This is a genomic window from Calothrix sp. 336/3, assembly GCF_000734895.2.
Classification (GTDB): Bacteria; Cyanobacteriota; Cyanobacteriia; order Cyanobacteriales; family Nostocaceae; genus 336-3.
This window is the reverse complement of sequence record NZ_CP011382.1, coordinates 3,181,890-3,208,645: the sequence shown is the minus strand read 5'-3', so window position 1 is coordinate 3,208,645 and position 26,756 is coordinate 3,181,890. Positions and strand designations below refer to the sequence as shown.

Below are 26,756 nucleotides of genomic sequence, written 5' to 3'. Positions count from 1 at the left end.
CATGATGAAATTGACAATCAATATTCTGAGTGATTCGTTCAATATCGAAATTACTCTTATAGCTCAATAAATCATTCCCATTTACCACAATATTCACCAATAAAGGAGTGCTAACTATGGAATTCATGATTGAAGATTTAATGGAGGATATGATTGAGCAAGGTGGGTCTGATATGCACTTATCCGCCGGATTACCTCCTTATTTTCGTGTTAGTGGTCACCTCACTCCCCAAGATAAATATGGTGTAATGACTCCCGATTCTTGCCAAAGATTAATCTTTAGTATGTTGAATAATACCCAACGCAAAACTTTAGAGCAGAATTGGGAATTAGACTGTTCCTATGGTGTGAAAGGTTTGGCTCGGTTTCGGGTGAACGTATATAAGGAACGGGGAGCCTATGCTGCTTGTTTAAGGGCATTAAGCTCTAAAATCCCTAACTTTGATAAATTAGGATTACCTGATATTGTTAGGGAAATGTCGGAAAAACCCAGGGGATTAATTTTGGTGACTGGTCCTACTGGTTCCGGGAAAACTACTACTTTGGCGGCAATGATTGATTTAATTAATCGTACTCGTGCCGAGCATATTCTCACCGTTGAAGACCCCATTGAATTTGTTTATGAATCTATTAAAAGTGTAGTTCACCAACGGCAGTTAGGTGAAGATACTAAGAGTTTTGCCAATGCGTTGAAAGCTGCATTGCGGGAAGACCCTGATATTGTACTTGTCGGAGAAATGCGAGATTTAGAAACAATTTCTTTGGCAATTTCGGCGGCAGAAACTGGGCACTTAGTATTTGGAACTTTACACACCAGTTCTGCTTCTCAAACAGTTGACCGGATGATTGATGTTTTCCCTTCCGAACGACAACAACAAGTCCGAGTTCAGTTATCCAACTCTTTAGTTGCTGTATTTAGTCAAACTCTTGTACCTAAGAAAAATCCTAAACCTGGTGAATACGGACGGGTAATGGCTCAGGAAATTATGGTAATTACGCCAGCAATTTCTAACTTAATTAGAGAAGGTAAAACTTCTCAAATCTACTCAGCTATTCAAACTGGTGGCAAGTTAGGAATGCAAACCTTAGAAAAGGTTTTAGCTGATTACTATAAAGCTGGAGTAATCTCTTTTGAAGCAGCAATGTCTAAAACTTCTAAACCTGATGAAATTCAACGTCTGATTGGTGGTGTACCACCCCAAGGAAATGGTGCTAAAGCTGGTGCTATGAAAGCCCATTAATTGTCCATAGATATTACTTCATCAATGGATAATTAATATCTGAAATATAATATTGAGAGCAAGTAGACCGGATTTTATTAATATATTAATTGCGTATTTTTAGTTAATTTTTCCGGTTTACGCTGCCTATGATTATGATGAATAATAGATTTTTTGTCTTGGCATAGCTCTCAATATTTTAATTAATTTCTTCCACATTTCATTCACTTTATATCTGATTGACTTCATTCATTACATAAATCTTCATTATTTCTGGATAAATAGTTCATATACCTTGCAATCCACAAATTACATTATTTTTGGCAGGAAATATTCAGAACTGTTTCAAGGAAATAAATTTTCACAAGATTTTTGTGTAAATCATAACTGAATTTTATTAATCTAGAATCTGATTTTTGAAATTATGCCTACCTTTGTTGCTAAAATCCGAGATACCCAAGGTAAATCCAAAACAGAAAAAGTTGTCGCTGCTAATTTAGCTGAAGCGAGAAGCAATCTCAGACAACAAGGTTTTGTAATTCAAGATTTAAAACAATCTCAAGGATTTGATTTTGATAAATTTCAAACATCTTTAGTTAAAGTTACAGTCAAAGATAAAGCTGTATTTTCTCGTCAATTTGCCGCTCTCGTAAGTGCTGGAGTGCCAATTGTGAGAAGTTTGGGCGTGCTTTCAGAACAATGCTCAAATCCTAAGCTCAAACAAGCATTAATGGATATTAGTACGGATGTCCAAAGTGGTGTAAACCTTTCCGATGGGATGCGAAAGCATCCTGATTGTTTTGATGGTTTATATGTGAGCATGATTCAAGCAGGTGAAGTTGGTGGGGTACTAGATGAGGTTTTAAATCGTCTAGCAAAGTTATTAGAGGATATGGCTCGTCTGCAAAACCAAATCAAATCTGCACTGTCTTATCCTGTAATTGTCAGTGTTTTGGCAATTGGTATATTTGTCGGGATGACTGTATTTTTGATTCCGGTTTTTGCGGGAATTTTTAAAGAGTTAGGAACAGAATTACCACCACTTACACAATTTATGATGTTCTGTAGTGAAACATTCCGTAGTTGGCGAATGTTTGTTCTGATTGGTGGTGGGATACTTTTTAAATTTGTCTTTAATCAGTACTATAAAACTCCTCCTGGAAAGCTAAATATTGACAGCCTATCATTGAAAATGCCTCTGTTCGGTGATTTAATTCAAAAGTCTTCTGTCGCTCGCTTTAGTCGAACTTTTGGTTCTTTAACTCGTTCTGGTGTGCCAATTTTGACTTCTTTAGAAATTGTTCGGGACACATCGGGAAATCAGGTAGTTTCTAATGCAATTGATGCTGTGAGAGCAGAAATTCAACAGGGGGGAATGATTAGTATCGCTTTACAAAAAGAGAACGTGTTCCCACCCATGGCAGTACAAATGATTAATATTGGTGAAGAAACTGGGGAATTAGATGCGATGTTAATGAAAATTGCTGACTTCTATGAAGATGAGGTAGAACAGGCAGTTAAAGCATTAACTAGTGTGTTAGAGCCTATTATGATTGTGGTTTTAGGGGGTATGGTGGGTACAATTTTGATGTCCATGTATCTACCCTTATTCAAGGTGTTTGATAAGTTGGGTTAAGGCATGTAATCATCAGACTTCTGATTGATAAAGCTGATTTTTGGGGTAAATAGAGTATTTGCAAGTAGATGAAGTGCTTGCAAACTCTGTATCAGCTATTAGCCAGATTTGATACTATAGCAATTCCTAATGCAAACGAAATGAAAAAAGCCGCCAATGACTTGGTTTTCGAGATTGGTGTCTATTTGTCTGATGTAAGAGAGTTGGTATTCGATAGCCATGGCAAATATTCCAACTTGATTATAGGTATTTAAACGAAATTGATGTTAATTTATGCCGCTAAAAAAATCTGATTACGAAACTTGTTTGGCTCAATATTGTCATCATGAAGGAGCGATCGCCCTATTGAAACAATACCGCCCTTATCTGGAAATGATTCCGAGTCTGCGTCGTCCAGATGAAAGTCTGATCACTATTCCTTTGCCTCTGGTACGTCTGCGTCATCAGGGAAATATTTCCGCAACTGCTTTACCCTGTGATGTGGCGATCGTGATGTGTGATCCAGAGTGGAAGATTAAGACGGAAGTGGAAATTTTAGTGTTTATCCACCATCCCCATGAAGATTTTTCTGATTTGTTAGGACGTTGGCGGCAAGCTCAACTCTGTTTAGATCAGGATTATGAATGGTTAATGCCTCCCCGTCATCAGCATATTCTCAGTGAGGGAGCGAATAAAATATATCCCCTGTTTGTTTTATTTACTGAAAGTTCCGAACGTATCCAACGGGGGATGGTGGGGGCTGAATTGCCTTTTGTAGTGCAAGTTCCCGATGGATTATGTGATGATGCCAGAAGGGAAAAAGAAGAATTAGAAGCGAGGGAATAATAATTTTAACTATATCCAGAATAAAGGGCTAGCTTGAGAAAATATCTCGAACTAGCCCATAATTTTGATTGACTATCTCACAAATTGGGGCATAACTTCCGCAGCAGTAAAGATACCGTGAATACCACGCTGATGGAGTTTTATCCCAGCTTTGAGATAACCAAATGCTGGTCCGCAAACGTTAGCTGCCATACTAGTTTCATCACCTAAGGTAAAGGTGTGAGTGGATATTTTGCCCTCAAAAGTACGTCCTGTGACTTGAACGTTTGTACTGAGAGGTTTTTTCGGGTTACGGGTATCAACAACACCACCAACGGTGACGCGATCGCGCTCAACTATCCCAGCTAGCTCTAGCATGACATCATCGGCGTGTTCCATATTTGCCAAGGTGAGCACACCGTTAGTTTTATCTAATAATGCTTCTACTTCTGCGTCTGTCATTGCCCTAGCAGCTTCCACAGTATAACCGGGCATATGACCAATATCTTCTCGAACCGTGGCACGGTAACCTTCCCAGTTCGCAATCCCCACACCGAAGGTAATTTCCACCTTGTGAATTTCTGCGTAGCTTTGGGCTGCTAGGGCAGCTGCGGCTGTTAGTAATCCTGGTGTTGCTCCGCATCCTGTCATATAGGTAATTCCAGCAGCTTGTAGCTCGTCTTTCATCCCGATTAGCTGTTCCACAGCACTGGTACGTTTAATGGCATCTACCAGCACACCACGCCAACCAGATTGGATAAATTGACGGGCTACGGAGGGGATAAAGTCATTAGGCAGGTTGGGTAAAGCTAAGAAGTAACCATCTACAGGTTGGTTACTGTCAATTAAATCTTGAATACTGTTGTTGGTTAAGTTACCGATAGGCTCCACATAACCCACGGAACCTTGGGAATGGTAGGTAGAAATACAATCGGCAAACTTCAAACCCTCAGGAGCATATACGTAGCCTTTTTGGTCAGCGACTGCTACCAAGTTCATTTCTCGTTTGCCTGCAAGTACCTTGGCGGCTGCTTGTCCGAGTCCACCGAAACCCAATACTCCCACACGTATCGCTGGCGTGATATTTGCTGTACTCATAGTTCATTAATCAAGTTGAATCACCAGCTGGCGATCGCCTACGACAAAACGTAGCTCATCACTCAAAGCTATAAAGGTTAATTATGCTTTATTATCCTGGTTTCTTTTCCAACCCTAGGAGTTTTTTTATTAAAGACTTGATAGCAATTCGTACGCCACAGTCCCCAAGGATGCTTCCCTAGAATATGGGATGATTGATATATTTAGTCTTTCTCCTGGCTGGAATGGTGCATCATTGCTCATTGGTTACTACTATTTATCAGTTTGTTCAGGCGATCGCTAATTTCCCCTACTTCTGAGTTTTGCATTGGCAACCATACCCATGAAAGACACATACATAGTTCCATCCGCACTGATTGGTATATCAATTATCCTGGTGCAATCTTCTGTTGCCGTTGCTCTGTCACCTTCCCAAGTGGAACAAATCGGTCGGGAAATTACAGTCCGAATTGTTAACAGTCAAAACTCTAGTGATTCTGGCTCAGGGGTAATTATTCGCCGTTCAGGTAATATCTACACCCTGCTAACTGCCTACCATGTGGTGAAAAATACAACCAGTGGCAGCAAGTATGAAATTATCACACCCGACAAACAAACCTATGCAATTACGTCGGTGAAGCGCTTACCTGATGTTGATTTGGCGGTGGTGGAATTTAGCAGTAATCAAACCTATAAAATTGCGAAAATTGGAGACTCAGATAAAGTCACAGCTAGTACGACAATTTATGTATGCGGGTTTCCTGGGAAAACGGCGGCAATTTCTAACCCGGAAACTGCTTTTTTCAAAAAAGGGCAAGTTAACGCCAATGGTGCCCCCCAACGTGACGGATATAACATTATCTACGATAGCCAGACAATTAGAGGCATGAGCGGGGGTGCAGTCTTAAATGAGCAAGGGGAACTGGTAGCGATTCATGGCAGGGCAGATGAGCAAAGTATTGGTGAACAAAGCCAGACACAGATAATTACAGGTTTGGGTACAACTATCTATTCAGCCTTACGGCAGATGACAAAATTGGGTGTGGATGTGGGTGTAAAAGCTTCGCCAATTAGTACTAGTAAGACTCCGAAGGCGGATGATTTTTATATCGCAGGTTATGAGAAATATACTCAGAGCAATTTTTCAGGGGCGATCGCTGACTACACCCAAGCAATCAGACTTAATCCTAATTATGCAGAAGCTTACTATCAACGGGGTCGTGTCCGCAAAAATGGATTGAATGAGACAGCAAATGCAGCAAAAGACTTACGGAAAGCCGGAGAATTATTTTTTGCCCAAGGTAAGTCGGCTGAAGGTTATAGAAGCCAAGGATTTGAGCGCTGGATTTTGAAAGATTATCCAGGAGCAATTAACGCCTATAATCAAGCGATAAAAATTAACCCCAAGGATGCCCAAAACTATAATAGTCGAGGTAATGCTCGTGCGTTATCGGGAGATAATCGAGGGGCAATTGATGATTTTAACCGGGCTATAAAACTAGATGCTAACTTTGCTGATGCCTATTTGAATCGGGGTGCATCTCGCTCTGAGTTAGGGGATAACAGGGGAGCAATTGCAGATTTCACCCTAGCCTTAAAAATTAATCCTCAGGATGTTTTAATATATTATAATTTGGGGATTGCCTATTATAATTTGGGGCAAAGAAAAGCAGCAATTGAGAACTTAAATCAAGCGATTAAAATCAACCCCCAATATCCGAATGCCTATTACAACCGGGGGATAGCTCGCTCTGAATCTGGGGATAAAAAAGGAGCCGTTGAGGATTTCACCCAAGCGATAAAACTCAATCCTAGTTATGCTGCGGCTTATAATAATCGTGGAAATAATCGCTCAGATTTAGGAGATAACAGAGGAGCCATTGAGGATTTTACCCAAGCCATAAAACTCAATCCTAACTCGGCTTTATATTACTATAATCGCGGTGCAGCCCGTTACCAGTTACAGGATAAACAGGGGGCGATCGCCGATTTTACCCAGGCAATTAGAATCAATCCTCAAAATGGCGACTTCTACTATAAACGCGGTATAGTCAAGATTCTGGCGGCAGATAGGAAGGGAGGAATTGCAGATTTTCGACAAGCTGCCCAATTATTTCAGAAACAGGGTAGAACTGCGGAATATCAACAAGTTATGCAGGTTATTAGACAATGGCGCTAATGTAGCAAAAACCCCAACTGATTAAGAGTCGGGGTTGATGGAAGATTACAACACTTGCAATAGTTGTTTGATTTTCTCTGACTGCCGTTGTTTGAATTTTTCCGGGAAATTAAATTCAATGACAGTTGTGCCATTGCTCTGTTCGCTAACGGAAGAAATTTCTGCCACAAAGCGGCTATCTTGGCTTAAAAGTAAACCCACTAAGGGCTTAACTGTTCGCATAGTATGTAAATCTTGTTCCCCAATAAATTTATCTGCATTTAGGGCTTTTTTACTTTCCAATTCTAAGCGTAAACCAGTAATACCCAATTCTGTAACGACACCAGGAAAGAAATGTCCATCCCAGTACAGTTGTCCAGTTGATTGTACTTGCTTACGGACTTTTTTAGGTTTGGCAGGTTCTTGAATATCTCGTAAGGAACGGGTCAAGCTAGTGGCGAGAAAACCCAAGGAAGCTAGGGGATGGTCAATATTTTCCCGTGTTTGCGAGTACCATGTTCTTACATCAGAATAAAGAACTAAAGTCAAGTCATCCTGTTGTTTTTGGGTAGGATTGACGAAATCGATCGCCAGGTGAGTTTCTCTATCATTGACGGGGGAAACTCTCAGGACACTTGCAGTTAAGAAGACGCGGGCGTCAAAATCTCCCATGATTTGAACTTCTACTTCATCGGGAAGATTGGGCCAAGATTCTAAGGCAACCAATGCTCCTGTTTCAGAAATATTAATTGTTTCACCCATGATTGTCAGATTGTTACTAGAAATGACGATGGGTAAACGACGTTGTAAACGATGGGCTGTACGGATTTGGGGTTGTTCAAACCCAACTAACACCGCAGCAACTAGTAAAACCAAATTAAAAGTAGACCACATGGCGTTTACTGTCACCGCTTGCCAGTCTTCAGGACGTAGCAATAACCAGTAAGGAACAGCAAACAGAGAACCAACAACAAAGACTCCGACAATCAATAACCCTACCATCGATCGCCAGTCAAATGTGCGTTTGGTAATGTTAATCCCTTTATCGGTAACGTTGAAAGAACCTAATTTGGGATTGATCAATGCTAACAGTGTCACCCATCCTGACTGAAATGCCATGACAAACTCAAAGATTTCATTCCAGAAGGAGAAGCGAACGTGTTTATAGATAATGTGGTTGGTGTTGAGGGAAAGCAGAATGTGAGGTAAGGCATAACCTAGGGTTTCCAAACCTAAACCCTGAACTGAGTTAATCCCAAAGAGTAAGAATAGGGTAGGGGCGATCGCATAGACTAAACGCGGATATCCATACAAAAAGTGGGAAGTTGCACTGAAATAACAAATTCGTTGTGCCAGTGTTAACTTCAGTTTGGGGTTCAATAGGGGGTTTTCAATACGTAAAATCTGCGCCATTCCCCGCGCCCAGCGTACCTGTTGCCCCACGTAGGCGGAAAATGTATCTGGGGCTAATCCTGCGACCATGATTTTGTCGTAGTATACAGATTTGTAACCACGGGAATGTAAACGTAAGGCGGTGTGACAATCTTCTGTAACGGTTTCTACCGCAATTCCTCCAACTTCTAAGGCGTGGGATTTCCGAATTACTGCCGCAGAACCGCAGAAAAAGGCAGCATTCCAGAAATCATTACCCTTTTGGAGAACTTTATAAAAGAGTTCATTACCTACGGGAATTCTTCCCCCTGTGACTAAGTTGCGTTCAAAGGGGTCAGGGTTATAAAACCAGTGGGGCGTTTGGACAAAGGACACCTTGGGGTCATAGAAGAAACCTACCGTATCCATGAGAAACTGGCGGGAGGGAATATGGTCACAATCCAGAATCAAGACTAAATCGCCACCTGTTTTCTGAAAGGCTGTGTTGATATTTCCCGCTTTGGCGTGGGTATTGTTATCCCGCGTCATGTGAATACAGTTTAATTCTGCACACATCTGGCGAATCAATTCTCGACGCGCCCGAAATGTTTCTCTTCGAGGATCGTCTTCTCGGAATCTTTCGGGACGACCATCATCTAAGATATATACTTGTTTCTTCCCTGAAGCATAGTCACAGGCTAAAGCTGCGAGGGCGGTTTTACGGACAATTTCTACATCTTCGTTATAGGTGGGGATGTAAATATCAACGCTAAACCATTCCGATTGGGGAATTTTGGTAATATCTACGGGTTGCCGTTCTTTGATGCGTAGGGTTTGCACATAGGCAACCACCAGAGTCAAAATCGCGTATAACTCTGCGGCAAAGAGCAAAGCACAGGCAGTTCCATTTAACCAGGTATCAAAGTTGAGAGTATAGCTAGTGCGGTAGTAAAGATAACGCAGAGTTGTGACTAAACTCAACCAAACCATGAATAAATGGTAATATTGGCTGGTTTCTAGGGAGTCTTCTTGGTCTTCGGCATGGACAACAAAGTTTCCGAGGAGCATTAAAAAGATAGCGATCGCCCATTGTTGCCATACTTCTAAGGGAGTGACAATTAAAGGTAAGGATAATACAAGTAGTAGTATCACCAACCATTTAAATTTTTTGATACCTACTTTTGCTAAAACGCGGTCAAAAAACCGAGGGGTGAGGTCAATCAACCAGCTAGTTAACTTAAATCTGCGGTGATCGCCGCTTCGGCGGGCTGGAAGCTTATCGCCCGGTCTTTGGGGGGATGGCAAGGGGGAAGAAGACATATTGTGGATGGAGATTTGAGTAATACCGCGACACAGATACAAAATGAATACAGCGTCTGGGTTGCGTTGATAATGATTTGTAATGCTGTAGAGTTTCCCTGATGATTTCCCCAATATGTGGGTATCTAAAAAGTCAAAATCAAGGTATTTGATATGACTGTTAGTATCTAGTTGTAATTATTGTCTTTTTTCTACGCTGGCGCGTTTGAGGTAGAGTTGCACAATCCCGTAAAGCAGCAAGGAAACACCAATGATTCCCACAGGTAGGAGTAGCCAGTTTTCCTGAATAACTCGTGACGCTTTACTGAGTAGTGTAGTATTTTCGATGCGCTTAGTAGATGAATCTTCATCAAAAAACGCTAGTTGATAGGCATCAGGATCGTAGGGGTTGGGGTCTTTTTTATCACTACTGATGAGAACTGTGTCTTTTTTCAATTGGAAGAACCAGGGGTCTTGATTTAAGACTTGTCTCACCCTCTCTAAACCGACTTCCGTCTGTGCGGTTAAGGCTAACATGACGCGATCGCTATTTTTAGAAGAGATAATTTGTTTAATCATCCCTTGGGTATCTTGGGGTGTTTGCGCTGTTCCCTGGGTGGAATTCCGAGAAAAACCCTGACCAAGGTTAAAACCTTCTGTCTTAAATACTTCGGGGAAAGGAAATCTATCTTTTGTCGCAATCCCTATCAGATGGTCATTCTTTTTCACTGTTTCTGGTAAAGAATCAGTGGTGTAGACATCTAATTTAATTGAATCTGACTGGCTTAAACGACCTAATCGCTCACTTAAAGCTAACAAGGTCAAAATTTCTGTACTTGAAGGATTCTGGGGTAATACTACCGCAGTCTTAGATAAATCCTGAGGTGCTGCAAAGGGGAAACCAAACTGGAGCAATTTCAAATCTGGTAGTTGAGTTGATGTTTCCCGCTTCAAATCAAAGCTAGTTTCGGAATGAATTGTCCCACTTAGTTGCTGATCTGGGGGAATCAAACATCTTTCTTTGTCGAAGGGTTCGCGGGAATTCATCCTAAAGAACACTTGCAACTTGGAATTAGGTTGAATCAAATTCGCTGGTAAATCGACTTTCAAGCTCTTGCGATTCACTCCTGCTTCTGAGTCTAACCTCGCACCACCAATAAATACCCCATCTAGCAACACTTCCACCGCAGAGGTTCTGGGATTAACCTGGGGACCATAACTATATACCAAATTCATGGAGCTGCCGCGCAGGAAGCGGTCATCCGGCAAAGCACGGAAATCAATGTCAATTGGTGTAGCCCCAATCCCACGGACTGTGACATCGCGGAAGGGTTCACCACTTGCCTGGGTTTTAATTTCACTTAGTTTAAAATTATTGGCTTCTGGTAAATAGCGCGACCATTGGCGAGGTGCGGGAGTTGTTGATTCTTGCACCTTGGGAACTAAGATAAATTGCCCTGTCCCCATCTTGCGCAGGTCTGGCTGTACCAAAAATTGAGCCGCTTTGGCTACTGCTTTCGCACTATTTCCTGTAACAATTAGTACTGGTGCGCCACTCCCATCTTTTTTCGTGTTGGCAATAATTAATACCCCTGTATCTTCAGGTATGGGGCTTTGGTCGCGGTTGAGAATTTGGGAGCCTGATATTTTTAAGGGTAATTGTAGGTCTGCCAGGGCGGGCTGCTCGGTGGGAGTGCCAACAATCAGTAAACGTGCATCATTCTTGACATCTGCAATATTAGTTGCCAAGTTAGTTTGGATGGGACGAAATTCCGCAGTTCTACCGAGGGAAGTCTGAAGACGAGCGGTGGATGTTAGCCAAGATTGACTGACTTGAGCGGGTTGGAGGTAAGAGATTTTACTGGACTCTAAACCTAAATTATCGAAGAAGGGGTAGGGATAGCGACTAAAGTTGAGGGGTTGGGGTTGGGGTTTAAAGCCAAAGAGAATTTTGGAGTCTGGTAAAATTTCTGTCCACAGATTGGGATCGGTGGGATCGCTACAGGTTTCGGAGTTATTTTGCTGGGCAACTATTTTGAGTTCGTTATAGTCTTGCAGCAACTTGGGAGGAATATTGACTAGAAACTGTCCCACCTGGGACTGCTTGCGGTTGAGAGGAATACTACCTACTGCCGTATCATTGACTAGTATGGTGAGATTGGAGCGACTGGCATAGAGGGCTGGGGAATGCTGGAAGCGAATCACAGCTTTGACATTTTGCACATTCCAACTGCGGGGACGGGTAAAACCTAGTCGTCCTTCAGAATAAACCCCTCGCAGACGCATTCTGTTACCGACGATGGGGCTACGATTGAATTCTAGGGAGTGCGACAATAACTTCGCATTGTCAGTATTTTCTGACTTATCTGTTTCTTTGCTATCAGTAGTGGCTGAGGTTGTTGCTTGGGCTAATAGTAGTTGTGACTGTTGTTTTTGTGGCTCTAAGTTTACCAGTGTTGCGGAAGTTTGGTGATTGTCTGGCTGTAATAAATTTTCTTTGGTATTAGCGAAGGCACTTAGTAGTGAACCGGGGAAAAGTGACAAGCAGAAAGTGAGAGAAATTGCTTGCTTACTGATCAGAGAAAGGTGAAACAACTGCTTCATGGGATAAGGGGATTAATGTTTGTTAACTCAGTGTTTTGCTTGTGATTATTCTGAGCGGTTATTGGTTATAAATACTTGGCGGAAATATGTTCTGTTTATAACTCAAAAAGTCACCCAATTTTTAATTCTTTTTTAAAAAATCAAAAATATCAGGTTATTTTTACGGAGTTTGTAAGAGGTATTGCGGAATTGCTTGGGGAGGGAGTAAACCCAGCCACACGAGGTTTTGAGTATAGTAAGCACTGCGATCGCCCCAAATGCCTTGTTGGTACTGAGGTAGGATTTTTTGTTGTAATATTTCGTCGGCGAGTTGGGGTTCGATAAGACTCCAGGCAGTGTAAATCATGGCATACTGTGATGTGGCTTCATAATCCACCAAACTCTTACCTTGTAGGTCAATTCGTGCTGGTAAGCGCTTTTCTTGTTGCCATAATTTCTGAAGATATTGGGTTGATTTTTGTAGATAGGATTTAGCCTGGGGTGCATCAAACCAGACAGCATCTAGGGATACCCGCCACCAGACGCGATAGGCATCAAAACTATATAAAGTTTGTAAGTTTTTCGATGCAGGCAAATTAGTGTATTTACCCGACTCTGTATCTAAAGCCACCCAGTCACTAGGTAAGCTCGCTTGGGATAGGGGGGTGGATTTATCTAAAATTTCGTAACTGGTTTCTACTAAACTCAACCAATCATGTTTCCTATCTACCTGGGCAAAAATTCGGAAAGCATAGGGAGCTAGATAGGAAGGGTTGAGATAGAGGGTATTGGGATTAGGTAAAAAAGCTTCCTTGGGACCAGGTAGCAAATAATGCTTACCTTCTTTCCCTGGAGCGGTGGAAAGGTTCCACAAATCCTCTAGCTTAGTTTTGGCTAATTCCAGATATTCGGGACGATTCCAGCGCCGTGCAGCGAAAATTAAGGAGGTAATTGCATCAATATCCCCATCGCTGGCAAAGTTATTATCTATAGTACCCCAGGTGTTATCTTCTCTACGTCCCCATTTCCAAGCCCACAAGCTATCTGTACGTTTGCCGTTGGCTTGACGTTGCAGGTTATTTTCTGCCCATTTTAAAGTTAGTTCAAAGGTTTCTGGATCATTGATTAACACAGCACGCAACATGGCGTAGGCTTGCCCTTCACTGGTAGAGCGATCGCTCGCTTCATAATCAATTACCCTGCCATCACTCTGAATAAACCGCCGACGATAACTATCCCAACTTTCTGCCAGCAACTGACGATTAGCAGTAGATTCTGGTAAAGCAGCGAGGAAAATAGCTGTACTCTCACTCACAGATTTGACTGGAGTATTGGCTCGTTCATCCGGTTGTGACGATTTGGAGAGGGAATAACTAGAATAACAGGCAGATAAACCAAGCAGGCTAACAATTACTGCTACTCTTGAAAGACAAGGCATCCTCAGAAACATAGCGGATGATAGTTAGTGTGTTGATAGTAATGCGTTGACAAAAGTAATACTTATTACTCAGTAGTAAGCGCTGATTTAGTATTCCCGTATTTGATGGCTGAATCACTTGTTCAGGCAAAGGGGTAAATACACCCCCTGACTTGAAAAAGCAGGGGAGCTGGGGGACAAGGGGACGAGGGGACAAGGAAGACAAGGGGAAAAGGGGGAAAAGGGGGAAAAGGGGGAAAAGGGGACAAGGGGACAAGGGGGAAAAGGGGACAAGGGGGAAATAATTCATGCCCAATGCCTATTTTCATCTGTCCTGGTGTACGCAGTTCATGACGACTACCTAAATTCCCAACTTTGAGGAAAAGTGGGGTATCTGTCACGAACCGATTATTTCTTTTGCCGTCTTTGATAATCTTCCCAAGGGGGTTGGAAACCACGACGCTGGAGGAAATCTTCTTGAATTTCTTGCATCCGTCGTGAGACTTCGCTATCCGTACCACCTTGACTACCTTGTTCGATTTGCAACTGTTCTAACTGGGCGAGGGCAGCTAGGGGTTGATCATCGATCGCGGTTAAATCTGCGAGAGCGCGACGACTGTCTCTGTCTTCTGGTTTTTGTTCTAGCACCCGGCTATATATTTGCTGTGCTTCTGTAAAACGTTGCTGCTCAAAGCGAATACCTCCGAGGGCTGCCAGGGCATCCACGTTGTCTGGTTGCTGGCTGAGAACGGTTTCGTAGGTTTTGCTAGCTAAATCTAAATCACCGGCGGCTCTGGCTACTTCTGCTTGTAGTTGGTAGGAGTTGGGATTATTGGCGATAATTTGTTTGGCTGTGATTTTTGCCTGGGCTGGGCTACGCAGGGCGATCGCCTCGACTAAGCGTTTCTGTACGGGGATATAGCTGGGGTCAACCTGAGCTAAGTAATTATACAGAGGTTCTCTTTGTGTGGTAGCTGGTAACACACCAACTAAGCTGAATAATTCCGGTGGTGTATTGGTAATCGGCTGGGTTGCTAACCAATTATTGAGCACCGCTTCGGCTTCGCCTGGGACAATACGGTTAGCTTGCAGGGCAACGCTGGTACGTCCTAACTGGGTAATTAAGCTACTGGGTTGTCTGCTGAGTAATTGGTCGTAGACTGCCAGAGCATCATCATAACGACGCTGCTGTAGACGCACGCCAGCTAATCCGCGTAGGGCAGCATCAGTAATTTCACTGTTTGGCTGAGTATTCAAAACAGCCTGATATCTTTTGGCACTGGCTTCTAAACTACCTTCCCGTCGCTCAATTTCTGCCGCCATTAACTGGGGAATCAGACTGCGTTTGCCTTCCGGGGTGGATGTGTAGGCAGCTAGAGCTTGTCTTGCTCCCACTAAATCATTTTTTTGAGCATAGATTTGTGCCAAGCGGAAGTAGAGGAAGGGAACCCGAATACCACCGTTATTCAGTTTGGAATGTAACAGACTTTGATAAACAGTTAACAATTCGGGATCGGGGTTATCGATGTCTGCGACTGCCACAGCGATTTGTTGTAGCTTGACTCCGTCATTGGGTAGGGTTTGTAAGATGGTTGCTAGACGTTGCCGTAATTCGGTTTTGCTAATCATCCCCAGTTTATTTTCCATCGCTAGCTGGCGAATTTGCAAGCTTTGGTCGTTCGGCTGTTGGATAGCTGCTTGGCGATATAACTGTAATGCAGTTTGTTCACCACCCGGTAATCCGGTAAACACGTCGGCAATTTCCCGCAATAAATTTGGGGAAGGGTTGGGATTGTTATTTAATACTTGGCGATAGAGGTTAGCAACTTCCTGAGCGAGGGTAGGATTTTGATTCCGTTGACGAATTTCGTTGAGCGATCGCGCTAGAGGTAAAATGGCTTCACTTCTACCGCGTAAAGGGTCTAAAATGGCTAGAGCTTGAGCCTGTTGATTATTTGCTAGGTAAGCTTTGGCTAATTCTGACCTAGTTTCGATAGCTACGGAGTCTAAGGAAGTGGAATTTTGTAACTGCGCTTCTAATACTTGAATTGCCCCTGGAATATTACCTGTTTGGCGTAAGCTGGTAGCATAGGCGACGGCGGCAAAACCATTAATGGATTTACCTGTAGTGCGATAGCGGTTGAATAATTCCAGAGCTCTGGAGTAGTCTCCCCCGTAGCTGTAGGCTTGGGCAGCACCGATGATAATATCCGGGGTGGGATTATTGTTGAGAGCTATTTGATAATCGGCGATCGCTTCGCTAAATTGTCCCTGGTAGGAATAGAGGAGCGCTCGATATCCCCTAGCTTGGGTATCACTGGGATTAAGTTGCAGTAGGGTTGTCAGAGCATTTATCCCGCGACGGTTCCATTCTGGGCGATATGTACCCATGATACCGACAATTTTCAGGGCACTTTGGTTATTTGGATCCTGGGCTAATACCTGTTGGTAAGCATTCCAAGCTTCCGGAATTCGTCCTGCCCGATTATAGGCGATCGCCAATCCTAACTTGGCTTGTAGGGATTGGGGTTGACGTTTTAAGGCTTGTTGAAAGGTGGCGATCGCATCGTTTACCCACCCTTTTTTCAATAAGTTGAATCCTTTCTGTACCGTTGCTGAGGAGGTTTGCGCTTGCACAACTGTCAAACTCAGTAAGGGAGAAACACTAGTTATGGCAGTCATAACCAGGAAGTAAAAAGGCAAAAGAGAAAGAGATATAACTCCTTTACCATTTATGCCTTTTCGTTTCTGAATCATCGATTTCTCCCCCTTGGAGTGACATCGAACTCGGTTTTCACCCTGATACCAAATACGGTTTCTTCAAAACTATCCCGCCCTTGGACAGTAAAACCTAATCTCAAATTAGATACTAGGGGAAAATCGTAGAACATTTCTAAAACATCCGGCACATCATCCTTGCGCTGGGAACGTAACCTGTCGTTAGATAATCCCCGCCCATAGGCTAAACCTAATTTATCATCGGCGGTAAATAAATCCAAAAAACTCGCCCCCACCACGTAGGTATCTGCACCTTCTCCTAAATCTCGGTTTTCGTAACGTCCGTAACGTCCGAATAATCCTAGTTTTAAGTTGGGGATGAAAACTTCCGCATTCACGCCATAGGCTTCTTCCCTATCATCTTTTTGCGTCCCAAATACCGTACGCTCAGCGTTTCTCGCTATACCAAAGCTCTCCGCAAAACTATCACGAATGCCCGCATCCCTATTAGTGGCATAGGTTCCCCGAATAATTGCATTTCCGAAACGCACACCGATTTCCCCTGCAAACCCATCTAGGGAGAAATCACTCAATTTATCAGAGGAAGAAAAAACAGCTCCCTTTGCCTCAATGTTATCGTTGACACTCCAATTCAACAGAAAACCAGTGCGGGAAGAAATCCCTGCAACTGCCAGGGCTGGATTGGTTTGAAACACTGGGTTAAAAAATTGACTAGCTCCATCCTTCGCAAAGCTATTACGGTCAAAATAAGATGTCAAGTCCAATTGCCCGACAGCAAAGCGTAAATTAGGTAATCCACCTACGGAAGTCGCCAAATATAACTCGTTAATATTTAACCCTTCCCGTCGGGAGTCATCAAAACTCGTACCCTCGCTAGTTAAGTCCAGAGTAGCCCCTAATAATAACTGGGGGGTAAGGGGATAAATTCCCGCTAGTCTTGCCCGTGCGGAGGTATCTTCACCCTGGGTAACATACACCCCTTGCACCCTGAGGGAAGGCTCCTTCAATGCGGTACTGTTAATGACAGGACGTTGTTGTACAACTCCCGGTTGCTTAATGGCAGTGCTACTAGGAACCGAGGTGGGTACAGTTCTGTAGTTACTGGTATTAGGTACTACAGGTTGACTGAAGGTTGGGGAATTTTGGGAACTCAGAAATTGGTTAAATGTTGGTGTGGAGTTGCTGGAAAATTCCGACTGGGTTGTTGTTCCTGGTAGGGGTGGTAGGGGAGCCATGGAACTAGGGGCAGTAAATTCCTGGGTAGGAGTAGTATTCGGTAATACTTGTACAGGTTTCCCCTGGGAGTAGAGATATTGATTAAAAGTCGGTGTAACTGGAGAATTAGTTGTTTCTAAATTACTAGGAGTATTTGTTACACCCAGTAATCTTAAGCCAGTATCAGAAGTATCTTCTGCTGCTGTTACTGTCGGCAGTTTTACGGGTACAAATCGCAGGGTATTTTGAGCGACTGGTTTTTTTTGCCGATTTCCTTTGGGGTTCCGAGATTGTTGCTGAATCAAAGAATTTTCTAATTCCTTGATGGCATCACCGGGGGATTGCTGTGTTGTTTTTGACAAGGGATTCAAAATCGGAGCAACAGCCATCCCAGGTGTCACTTCCCCAGGAGGTGGAGGAACATTACCCCTTGGTTGAGTTCTCACACCCGGTGTCGGAGAAGCAGGTACTGGCAAATTACCTAAACCTAGTTGCAGGTTTGGTGGAGGGTTTGCGGTGACTAGAGAAAAATGACTTTCCGCTAGTAAGCACAAACAAGATACAGAGGTGACACAAAGGAGTAAGTTCAAGTTGTGAAACCTTGTAGGGAAAGTATATTTATGACGTTCTAATATTCGGGGCTTCATGAGCCGAGTGGATGAATGAGTAAATATTTACAATGTTGGATGTCGCCACTTTAGCAAATAATGTGAGTATTATCGAATAGTGTGTACAGATTTTACTCCGGTTATGGCTATTTAGTGATGTCTATCTCGGCTGTAAATCCGTATCTATACTGGAATTTTTTGCGAGTAAAGAAGCAGTAAAGTTTTTTCTTAGCCAGACAAATTTAGGTAAAATCAGTAAAAATGCTTGTTAGCATGGCTTTGTGCCAGCGAAAATTTGAAATTAACAATTTAAAAAGCTCAAATTACCGATGATTCTACCCAAAAACCCATGTATCCCGGTCATTACTTCCCGAATCGTCCTGTTTCTCCTGCTGGTAACTAGCAGTTCCGGTTGTAATCAAAAAAGTCAACAAGAAATCCAACTGGAAATCAAAGCTGTGGAATTCCAGGGAAGTGGTGGTAAATATAACATTACTGGTAGTAGCAATTTACCCAATTCTAGTCAAATTACGGTCGCCGCAGTTCGATATTTACAACCGAAAGCTGCCCCCAAACAGGAATTAACGGAATCGAATATAGACACAAATCGTTCTATCCTTGCCCGACAAATAGTTAAAGTGGAGCAAGGAAAGTGGGAAGCAAATCTGAATTTGTGGGAAGAAGTTTCACCCCAGGGTAACTATCAAGAACCATGGCAGAAAAATCCCATGCAATCCCAATTTACCCCGGAAGGTGATGTCACATTTATTGCTACATTTGACCCTACTAGTCAGTGGCAGCGTCTCGATCAGCAGACAGGCAAAATACCGGAACCCGAAACCCAAAAATTAGAGGGTAAGTCTTTACGTTTTACCAGTGAGGGGGAAAAATATGTACAAGCTAGCCAGATAATCTCAGTATCATTACCTACAGGCAAAACCACACCACCAACAAAGGGAGCAGAGGATATTAATGATGGTTGGGGGAATCGCTATCAACTGCGATCGCAACCACTAACTGCAACTAATCCCGTTCCTCCCGTCAGAAAATCTAGACAAAATACCGCTCCCCTGTCCCCTTCAGAATTTATGCGATAATTTTTCTGGAAAATCAAAATCTAGGTGAAGAACAAAGATGAGTGTTCATCTATTCATGTTTGCTAAGAAAAAATTTCTTGAATATTGTGGCGATAGAGTTACAGCTATCACCTTTGGGGAAGGGGAATAGAAAATATTCACCGGAGAAAAATTAGTCAGGACTTCATTCTAGAAATATTTTATCAATCAAATTTATCTCAATCTTAAATTTGAAATATTTCTATCTCTAAATGATTCTTTTTTGCTGCACATCACTAGTAATCTGTCAAATCAACATGGATGGTTAATTGTTCATGGTTTAAGATTTCATTTACCCCAGGAACATATTTTCCATGCATTGAAAAATTGACAAACTACTAGTGAGTTTCAACTCTTGAATCTAGTGGAAATTTGCGTTATGTCTAACTAGATTCATAAATTCTTGGCGAGTACGCACATCCTCAGCGAAAACACCACGCATCGCACTTGTAACAGTCCAAGAACCGGGTTTTTGCACACCTCGCATAACCATACACATGTGGGTTGCTTCTAAAACAACAGCCACACCCTGAGGTTTAAGTAACCCTTGAAGTGCATCAGCAATTTGCATTGTCAAACGCTCTTGAACTTGTAAACGTCTAGCGTACATTTCACAAATACGAGCGATTTTCGATAGACCAATAACTTTACCATTGGGGATATAAGCAACGTGTACCCGACCAATGATAGGCAAAATGTGATGTTCGCAGGAACTGAAAATGTCAATGTCCCGAACTAATACCATTTCATTAGCATCTTCGGTAAAAACTGCTCCATTTAACAGTTCATCTAAAGATTCGTTATATCCCTTAGTCAAAAATTGTAAAGCTTTCACAACCCTTTTAGGGGTATCTATTAGTCCTTCACGATCAGGATCTTCTCCTAATCCAATGAGCAATGTACGTACAGCTTGTGTCATTTCTGCTTCTGTAACTTTTGCTGTTACCTTATTTGGCACATTTGATAATACCTGATCAGCAGAAGTAAGTTCAGGACGAATCGATAGAGTCATTTTTTCACTCTTTATTTAGTCTTGTGATTTTGATTAGCTCATCATTGACTATGGGTCAATTTTGACTAAAAACTACAGCATTCCCAGATAAGTAAAAAATGTAGTCACTAATTTTTTTGGCAGTACAAATTGGCAGTTAGTTAGATATTTAACTAACCACGTATAAGTGTGTATTCATGACCCTGATAGAGAATCGTAGATACTTGTCCAGGATTGCTGTAATTTTCTAATTTTGCCTTTACAATTCTTAATCATAGCAAACAATTGTAAAGTTGTGAGTGAATTTTACCAGCATCTAGATTTCTGCCAATAAACACCAGCTGATTTTTCGGTGCAGTCTGCCATTCATCAGCGTGTAGGTTGTAACGTGGTCCACTCAGCTGGAAAATATGGCGTAGTTGACTATCATCGAACCAGAGAATACCCTTAGCACGAAAGACTTCTTGTGGCATTTCCTCAGTCAGGAAGTGTTCAAACTTGTGAACGTCGAAAGGGCGATCGCTCTGGAATGATACGGAAATAAACCCATCATTTTGTAAATGATCGGAGTGGTGGTTGTGATGCTCGTGGTGGTGATGATCATGATGATCATGTTCATGGTGATGATGATCATGATGATCATGTTCATGGTGATGATGCTCATCTTCGTATACATATTTGTCCTTAGGAGTCAAGCCTACACCTAAAATTAAAGGTAGGGGAACTTCACCATGACTCGTACGCAGAATTCTAGCTCCAACCTTCACCTCATTAATAAAAGATTGCAATTCTCGTATTTTATCGAGGGAGACTAAATCAGTCTTATTCAGCAGAATAATATCACCATAGGTAATTTGCTTGAGAGCAGATTCACTATTAAAGTGTTCTCGATTGAAAGACTCAGCATCAACTACAGTTAAAATGGAGTCCAAATTGGTTAAATCTCTTAATTCTATCCCTAAGAATGTGAGAATAATTGGTAATGGGTCAGCAACTCCGGTCGTTTCAATTACCAAATAATCAATTCTTTCTTCCCTTTCTAAAATTCGATAAACTGCATCGACCAAACTATCATTTATCGTACAGCAAATACAGCCATTACTCAGTTCCAGCATATCCTGGTCTACAGAAACCAAGAGTTGACTATCAATATTAATATCACCAAATTCGTTGACTAAAACAGCAACTTTTAAATCCTGTTTGTTCTTGAGAATTTGATTTAATAAAGTTGTCTTGCCACTACCAAGGAAACCCGTAATAATACTTACAGGCATTCCTCTTTTAGGCATCTCTACATCATGATTTAAATTCGGTAAAATGCTCGCCTGCATAATTATTTCCTCCTACTTTTGGCGTTAATTTTTAGTAATGCAATGACCAAATTATGAGAATGGGTGATACCAATTCACAATTCGCAATTCGCAATTCGTAATTAATAAATCCTGGTTTGACAAGGGTTTTAGAGCTTGGATATGTTTCAGGATTTTCGTGAAATGGTATGAGTTATTTCATCTCATCAAGTCATCTAGCTATTAGCATTTGTGATTTCTGATAACATATTATCTTGTGGATATTTGATAATATAGACATCAGACAATAAGACTGTTTAATTGTCATATTTAAAGAAAATATTTTTACATACTTTCTCAAAATAGCTAGATGTTATTAAGACATAGAATATCCTCCTCATTAATATCTGATATCGCTTTATGTATCTTGTAGCTTTGGATAGGATTTGTCATCACAGTAATAACTGTTTCCACTGGAGGACAATCTGATTTATGGCAATTTAACTGACTTAGGGAGATGACCGTATCTGCATCTAAATTCCAGAGTCGATAAATTAACTCTTTAACTTGCTGAGTATTTTCCAAACTTGCCTTTGTTGATTGATTCCTAAAAGAAAAAGACATAATTATTCATAGTTTAAATTACAGATTTGCTGTCAATGGTGAGTTGTAATTTCTGTTTGAGTTCAGGAATTGTGAGTATTCCCAAATCACCAGATTTTCGAGTACGAATACTTAAAGATTGAGATTCTACCTCCTTCTTACCAATGACTCCTACAACCGGAAATTTTTCTAACTCCGCAGCACGAATTTGTTTACCTAAACGCTCACCTGTATTATCTATTTCTACTCGAATCCCTGATTTTTTCAAATTGTCAGCAACAAATTCTGCATAATTACGAACATCGTCACTTACAGGCAATAATTTGACCTGCACAGGAGCCAACCATAGAGGAAAATCGCCGGCATAGTTTTCAATTAAAATTCCAAAGAATCTTTCTAAGGAGCCGAAAATAGCTCGATGAATCATGATAGGACGTTGACGACTGCTATTAGAATCAACATATTCCATATCGAAGCGCTCTGGTAAATTAAAGTCTACTTGAATGGTCGAGCATTGCCAACGTCTACCAATAGCATCTTCAATTTTAATATCAATTTTGGGACCATAGAATGCACCACCACCCTCATCAATTACATAATCCCAACCCTTTGCTTGGAGAGCATCTTGTAAAGCAATAGTTGCTAATTTCCAAACTTCATCTTTGCCGACAAATTTATCAGGACGAGTAGAAAGATTTACCTCATAGTTCTTAAATCCAAAATCAGAAAGGATTTTTTCTGTAAGATTAAGAACTTCTAGAATCTCTGGGGCAATTTGTTCTGGAAGGCAAAAAATGTGAGCATCATCTTGAGTGAATCCTCGCACTCGCATCAATCCATGTAATGCTCCAGAACGTTCATAACGATATACAGTCCCTAGCTCACAAACACGAATAGGTAACTCTCGGTAGGAATGTAATTGATTTTTATAGGTAAGAACATGGAAAGGACAATTCATCGGCTTAATTTGATAAGCTTGATTCTCAATGTCCATTGACTCGAACATATTTTCTCGATAGAAATCATAATGTCCAGAGGTTTTCCATAAATCTAAATTTGCTAAATGAGGTGTATATAGAAGTTGATATCCTGCCTCTAGGTGGGAATTTTTCCAATAATTTTCAATGATATGACGAATTAGTGACCCCTTAGGATGCCAAAATACTAAACCACCACCAGCATCATCTTGAATACTAAATAAATTTAGCTCCTGACCAATTTTTCGATGGTCTCGACGTAATGCTTCTTCTCTTTGTTTTAAATATAATTCTAATTCTTCTTTTGTATGCCATGCAGTCCCGTAAATACGCTGTAGCATTGGTTTATTCTCGTCACCTAACCAATAAGCACCAGCGACATTTAATAAAGCAAAAGCTTGGGGGTTAATTTCTCCTGTAGAGTTAATATGGGGACCGGCACATAAATCCCACCAAGTATTATTTTCTGATGGTTGTAATGATGTATTAGCAAATAAAGATGGTTCAGAATTTTCTCCCTGGAGGATATCTGGACTACCAATAAAATAGCGAGTAATAGTTTCTCCTTCGGGAATCCTGGCTAATATTTCCAGTTTATATATTTCATGATTTTTTTCTATTTCTTGACGAATTTCTGTCCGTTCTACTTCTTCACGAATTACGGGTAAATTAGCTTTGATAATTCGCCGCATCTGGACGGAAATTTTTTCTAAATCTTCTGGGGTAAAATTAACAGGGCTATCAAAGTCATAGTAGAATCCTGTTTCTGTAACTGGTCCGATCGCCACCTTTGTCCCAGGATATAACTTTTGTACTGCCATCGCTAAAACATGAGCGCAGGTGTGACGAATCCGCTCATATTCTTGAGTGTCTTTGACATCTTGTGGGGACTGAGTTACAGAACTAACCATGATAACTAAATAATGAGAATCGTTATCATGATAGCGTAAAAAGGAGAAAGGGAAGCAAGCATTTGCATCTGTGGGTTTCAGAGCTATCCCACTGATTACAATTTCTTTACACTATCTCCCAGATTTTACTGATATATCTAAAGAGAATGGCGGAGCATAGCTCTATCGCCACCTGTATCTATGTCTAATCATCACCAAATTGCAGCAGATTGGGGGTATCTGGGTATATGCAGTTAAAATTGGGTCAGATATTATCCGCAGCAATGACAGTTGCAATCTCCTCCGTCGTGATTGTGGCAAATGTCAGTAACCAGCCAAGTTACGCGGGTAATCAGAAGTTTATTTGTCGCACAGAAAATGGTGTATCCGTCACCAAGGTATACACCCCACGACGGGGATATGAAACCTTTATTCGTTGGGTTGTCAAAGATTTCAAAAAATTCCCACCCTCCCAACGCTGCAAAATGGTGACAGCCCGTTTACAGCGCTACTATGACAATGGCAAGGTGTACATCACCGAGAGGAATGAACTCAACGGTTATCCCGTGTTGTGTATTGCCAATACCAAAGGTAGTGACTGCGCAAAAGACAATATCCTAGTCACCCTCAAACCCGGAACAGATACCGGAAAGATTCTCAGACAAATCATCGCTTTCCGCGATCGCGCTACGGGAGAACCGATAAACTTGAGTGGTAGCAATTATGCCACCTATGTCAATGGAGATGTCTACATTGATATCAAGCAACTAGTCGATGCAGACACCAGTCAAAGCAAACCCCAACTGACACCTGTGGAACCTCGCTTTTAATCTATGAATTTTTCACCTCGGTATTCTGCACTTGCTTTGTTAGGTGTCGGTTTTGCCCTAGTACAAATACAACTTGCCACAGCACAAATACCAGCAGAAGTCAATACCATCGCCCAACAAGTTACTGTCCGCATTGATGGGGCAAATACTGGTTCGGGGGTGATAATTCAGCGCCAGGGAAATACCTACACTGTATTAACTAACTGGCACGTTGTCGCCATTTCTGGAGGCTACACAATACGTACTACTGACGGCAGAACCCACCGTATCACAGCTATCAAACGCTTGGGAAAGATTGACCTAGCCGAGGTGCAATTCACTAGTTCAGAAAACTACCGCCCGGTAAATATGGCTACAAGCCGAGTCAGTGCTGGTACAACGGTGTATATTTCTGGTTGGGCTGATCCAGATGCGGTGAGTACTGCTAGGGAGTATATTATCTTACCTCAAACCATTACTCGCGTTGCCCAGAACCCCAAGAATGAGTATGCCTTGGTGTTTAGTAACCCCACCAAACCCGGAATGAGTGGCGGTCCTGTTTTGGATGCCCAGGGACGATTGGTGGGAATTCACGGGCAAGGAAAGGAAGATGTCAGAACAGGAGCAACAGACTTTTTAGGCATTCCGATTGATACCTACAGGAAAATTGCCGCAGCACCGCAGGTTAAACCAGTTACACCAACACAGGCTAAACCAGTTACAGCACAGCCAGAAAAGACACCACCACCGGACTTGTCACAACCAGTCAAATCCCCATCTCCTTGGACTTTAGCAAGCACCCTCACTGGTCATTCTAACTGGGTTAGCTCAGTCGCCTTCAGTCCGGATGGTCAAACCTTAGCTAGTGGTAGCTTGGACAACACCATCAAAATCTGGAACCCCAAGACAGGGAAATTAATCACCACCCTCACTGGTCATTCTAACTGGGTTAGTTCAGTCGCCTTCAGTCCGGATGGTCAAACCTTAGCTAGTGGCAGTGGGGACAAGACCATAAAAATCTGGAACCCCAAGACAGGGAAATTAATCACCACCCTCACTGGTCATTCTGACTCGGTTTACTCAGTCGCCTTCAGTCCTGATGGTCAAACCTTAGCTACTGGTAGTCATGACAAGACCATCAAAATCTGGGACCCCAGGACAGGGGAATTAATCACCACCCTCAAGGGGGGTCATTATGGCTGGGTTAGTTCAGTCGCCTTCAGTCCGGATGGTCAAACCTTAGCTAGTGTTAGTGAGGACACCAACATCAAAATCTGGAACCCCAGGACAGGGAAATTAATCACCACCCTCAAGGGGGGTCATTATCAATTGGTTACCTCAGTCGTCTTCAGTCCGGATGGTCAAACCTTAGCTACTGGTAGTAGGGACAACACCATCAAAATCTGGAACCCCAAGACAGGGAGATTAATCACCACCCTCACTGGTCATTCTGGCTCGGTTTGGTCAGTCGCCTTCATTCGAGATGGTCAAACCTTAGCTACTGGTAGTGGGGACTACACCATCAAACTGTGGAACCCTAGGACAGGGAAATTAATCACCACCCTCACTGGTCATTCTAATGGTGTTAACTCAGTCGCCTTCAGTCCGGATGGTCAAACCTTAGCTAGTGGTAGTGACGACAAGACCATCAAAATCTGGCGCTATTGAACTCCCTCCACAACAGATTTACAGGAATCCCCAACCCCCACATCAAAGTCCCCCTTTCCAACCCCACATCAAAGTCCCCCTTTTTAAGGGGGATTTAGGGGGATCCACAATACCTAACTACCGACGAGATAAATAAAAAAACACCTAATCATAAGTATTCACAATCATCAAGGAATTAATCATTTCCTCTGCAATTGGCAAGTACTTTTCACATTCAATTATCTTATTTTGGAAGGTATTTTTCGTTATCCAAAAGTATTAGATCCCCCCAACCCCACTTAAAAAGG

Annotated in this window: 17 protein-coding genes; 7 read left to right on the top strand and 10 right to left on the bottom strand. The window is 42.1% G+C overall.

Translation table 11 applies throughout. The features are described from left to right. Positions 1 to 116: 116 nt before the first annotated feature. From IJ00_RS13480 to IJ00_RS13465, 3 genes are all read left to right on the top strand, one after another. Entirely contained in the window at positions 117 to 1,241 is a 1,125-nt protein-coding gene (locus IJ00_RS13480; RefSeq protein WP_035153813.1) for a type IV pilus twitching motility protein PilT, read from the top strand. A 403-nt stretch (positions 1,242 to 1,644) separates the two neighbouring features. Then, positions 1,645 to 2,856 (top strand): type II secretion system F family protein, encoded by a 1,212-nt coding sequence (locus IJ00_RS13475; RefSeq protein ID WP_035153811.1) that lies wholly within the window; start codon positions 1,645 to 1,647, stop codon positions 2,854 to 2,856. Positions 2,857 to 3,129: 273 nt separating this feature from the next. Next, positions 3,130 to 3,681, top strand: coding sequence for a hypothetical protein (locus tag IJ00_RS13465; protein ID WP_035153809.1), 552 nt, complete (start codon positions 3,130 to 3,132; stop codon positions 3,679 to 3,681). Positions 3,682 to 3,753: 72 nt separating this feature from the next. On the opposite strand, the gene IJ00_RS13460 is transcribed toward IJ00_RS13465, so the two are convergent. Beyond that, entirely contained in the window at positions 3,754 to 4,758 is a 1,005-nt protein-coding gene (locus IJ00_RS13460) for a saccharopine dehydrogenase-like oxidoreductase (RefSeq protein WP_035153807.1), read from the bottom strand. Positions 4,759 to 5,080: 322 nt separating this feature from the next. Between IJ00_RS13460 and IJ00_RS13455 the strand changes: the two genes are divergently transcribed. Then, a complete protein-coding gene (locus IJ00_RS13455; protein ID WP_035153805.1) occupies positions 5,081 to 6,916 on the top strand; it encodes a tetratricopeptide repeat-containing serine protease family protein in 1,836 nt (611 codons plus the stop codon). 45 nt (positions 6,917 to 6,961) lie between these two features. Here the strand turns inward: IJ00_RS13455 and bcsA are convergent, their stop codons facing one another. From bcsA to IJ00_RS13425, 5 genes are all read right to left on the bottom strand, one after another. Continuing rightward, entirely contained in the window at positions 6,962 to 9,586 is a 2,625-nt protein-coding gene (gene bcsA, locus IJ00_RS13450) for a UDP-forming cellulose synthase catalytic subunit (protein ID WP_082127324.1), read from the bottom strand. A gap of 177 nt (positions 9,587 to 9,763) precedes the next feature. Then, positions 9,764 to 12,169, bottom strand: coding sequence for a cellulose biosynthesis cyclic di-GMP-binding regulatory protein BcsB (locus tag IJ00_RS13445; protein WP_035153803.1), 2,406 nt, complete (start codon positions 12,167 to 12,169; stop codon positions 9,764 to 9,766). Positions 12,170 to 12,329: 160 nt separating this feature from the next. Further along, the gene (locus tag IJ00_RS13440; protein ID WP_035153801.1) at positions 12,330 to 13,586 is read right to left on the bottom strand and encodes a glycosyl hydrolase family 8; all 1,257 of its coding nucleotides are present in this window, start codon (positions 13,584 to 13,586) and stop codon (positions 12,330 to 12,332) included. Between the two features lie 387 nt (positions 13,587 to 13,973). Beyond that, positions 13,974 to 16,322 carry a tetratricopeptide repeat protein gene (locus IJ00_RS13430; protein WP_035153799.1) on the bottom strand — a complete coding sequence of 783 codons (2,349 nt, stop codon included), beginning with the start codon at positions 16,320 to 16,322 and terminating at the stop codon, positions 13,974 to 13,976. Continuing rightward, the gene (locus tag IJ00_RS13425; RefSeq protein ID WP_035153797.1) at positions 16,319 to 18,166 is read right to left on the bottom strand and encodes a hypothetical protein; all 1,848 of its coding nucleotides are present in this window, start codon (positions 18,164 to 18,166) and stop codon (positions 16,319 to 16,321) included. The genes IJ00_RS13430 and IJ00_RS13425 overlap by 4 nt, the downstream gene beginning before the upstream one ends. A gap of 290 nt (positions 18,167 to 18,456) precedes the next feature. Between IJ00_RS13425 and IJ00_RS13420 the strand changes: the two genes are divergently transcribed. Beyond that, the gene (locus IJ00_RS13420; RefSeq protein ID WP_035153795.1) at positions 18,457 to 19,224 is read left to right on the top strand and encodes a hypothetical protein; all 768 of its coding nucleotides are present in this window, start codon (positions 18,457 to 18,459) and stop codon (positions 19,222 to 19,224) included. A gap of 379 nt (positions 19,225 to 19,603) precedes the next feature. Here the strand turns inward: IJ00_RS13420 and folE are convergent, their stop codons facing one another. The 4 genes from folE to thrS form a co-directional block, all read right to left on the bottom strand. Beyond that, the gene (gene folE, locus IJ00_RS13415; protein WP_035153793.1) at positions 19,604 to 20,254 is read right to left on the bottom strand and encodes a GTP cyclohydrolase I FolE; all 651 of its coding nucleotides are present in this window, start codon (positions 20,252 to 20,254) and stop codon (positions 19,604 to 19,606) included. Positions 20,255 to 20,505: 251 nt separating this feature from the next. Further along, positions 20,506 to 21,564, bottom strand: coding sequence for a GTP-binding protein (locus IJ00_RS13410; protein ID WP_035153791.1), 1,059 nt, complete (start codon positions 21,562 to 21,564; stop codon positions 20,506 to 20,508). A gap of 324 nt (positions 21,565 to 21,888) precedes the next feature. Next, positions 21,889 to 22,146, bottom strand: coding sequence for a hypothetical protein (locus IJ00_RS13405; RefSeq protein ID WP_035153788.1), 258 nt, complete (start codon positions 22,144 to 22,146; stop codon positions 21,889 to 21,891). A gap of 13 nt (positions 22,147 to 22,159) precedes the next feature. Then, positions 22,160 to 24,013, bottom strand: a complete 1,854-nt coding sequence (thrS, locus tag IJ00_RS13400; RefSeq protein WP_035153786.1) for a threonine--tRNA ligase — start codon at positions 24,011 to 24,013, stop codon at positions 22,160 to 22,162. A 227-nt stretch (positions 24,014 to 24,240) separates the two neighbouring features. Between thrS and IJ00_RS13395 the strand changes: the two genes are divergently transcribed. Together IJ00_RS13395 and IJ00_RS13390 are read left to right on the top strand one after the other, a co-directional pair. Next, positions 24,241 to 24,822 (top strand): COP23 domain-containing protein, encoded by a 582-nt coding sequence (locus IJ00_RS13395; RefSeq protein WP_035153785.1) that lies wholly within the window; start codon positions 24,241 to 24,243, stop codon positions 24,820 to 24,822. A gap of 3 nt (positions 24,823 to 24,825) precedes the next feature. Next, the gene (locus tag IJ00_RS13390) at positions 24,826 to 26,469 is read left to right on the top strand and encodes a trypsin-like peptidase domain-containing protein (protein WP_035153783.1); all 1,644 of its coding nucleotides are present in this window, start codon (positions 24,826 to 24,828) and stop codon (positions 26,467 to 26,469) included. Positions 26,470 to 26,756: the final 287 nt, after the last annotated feature.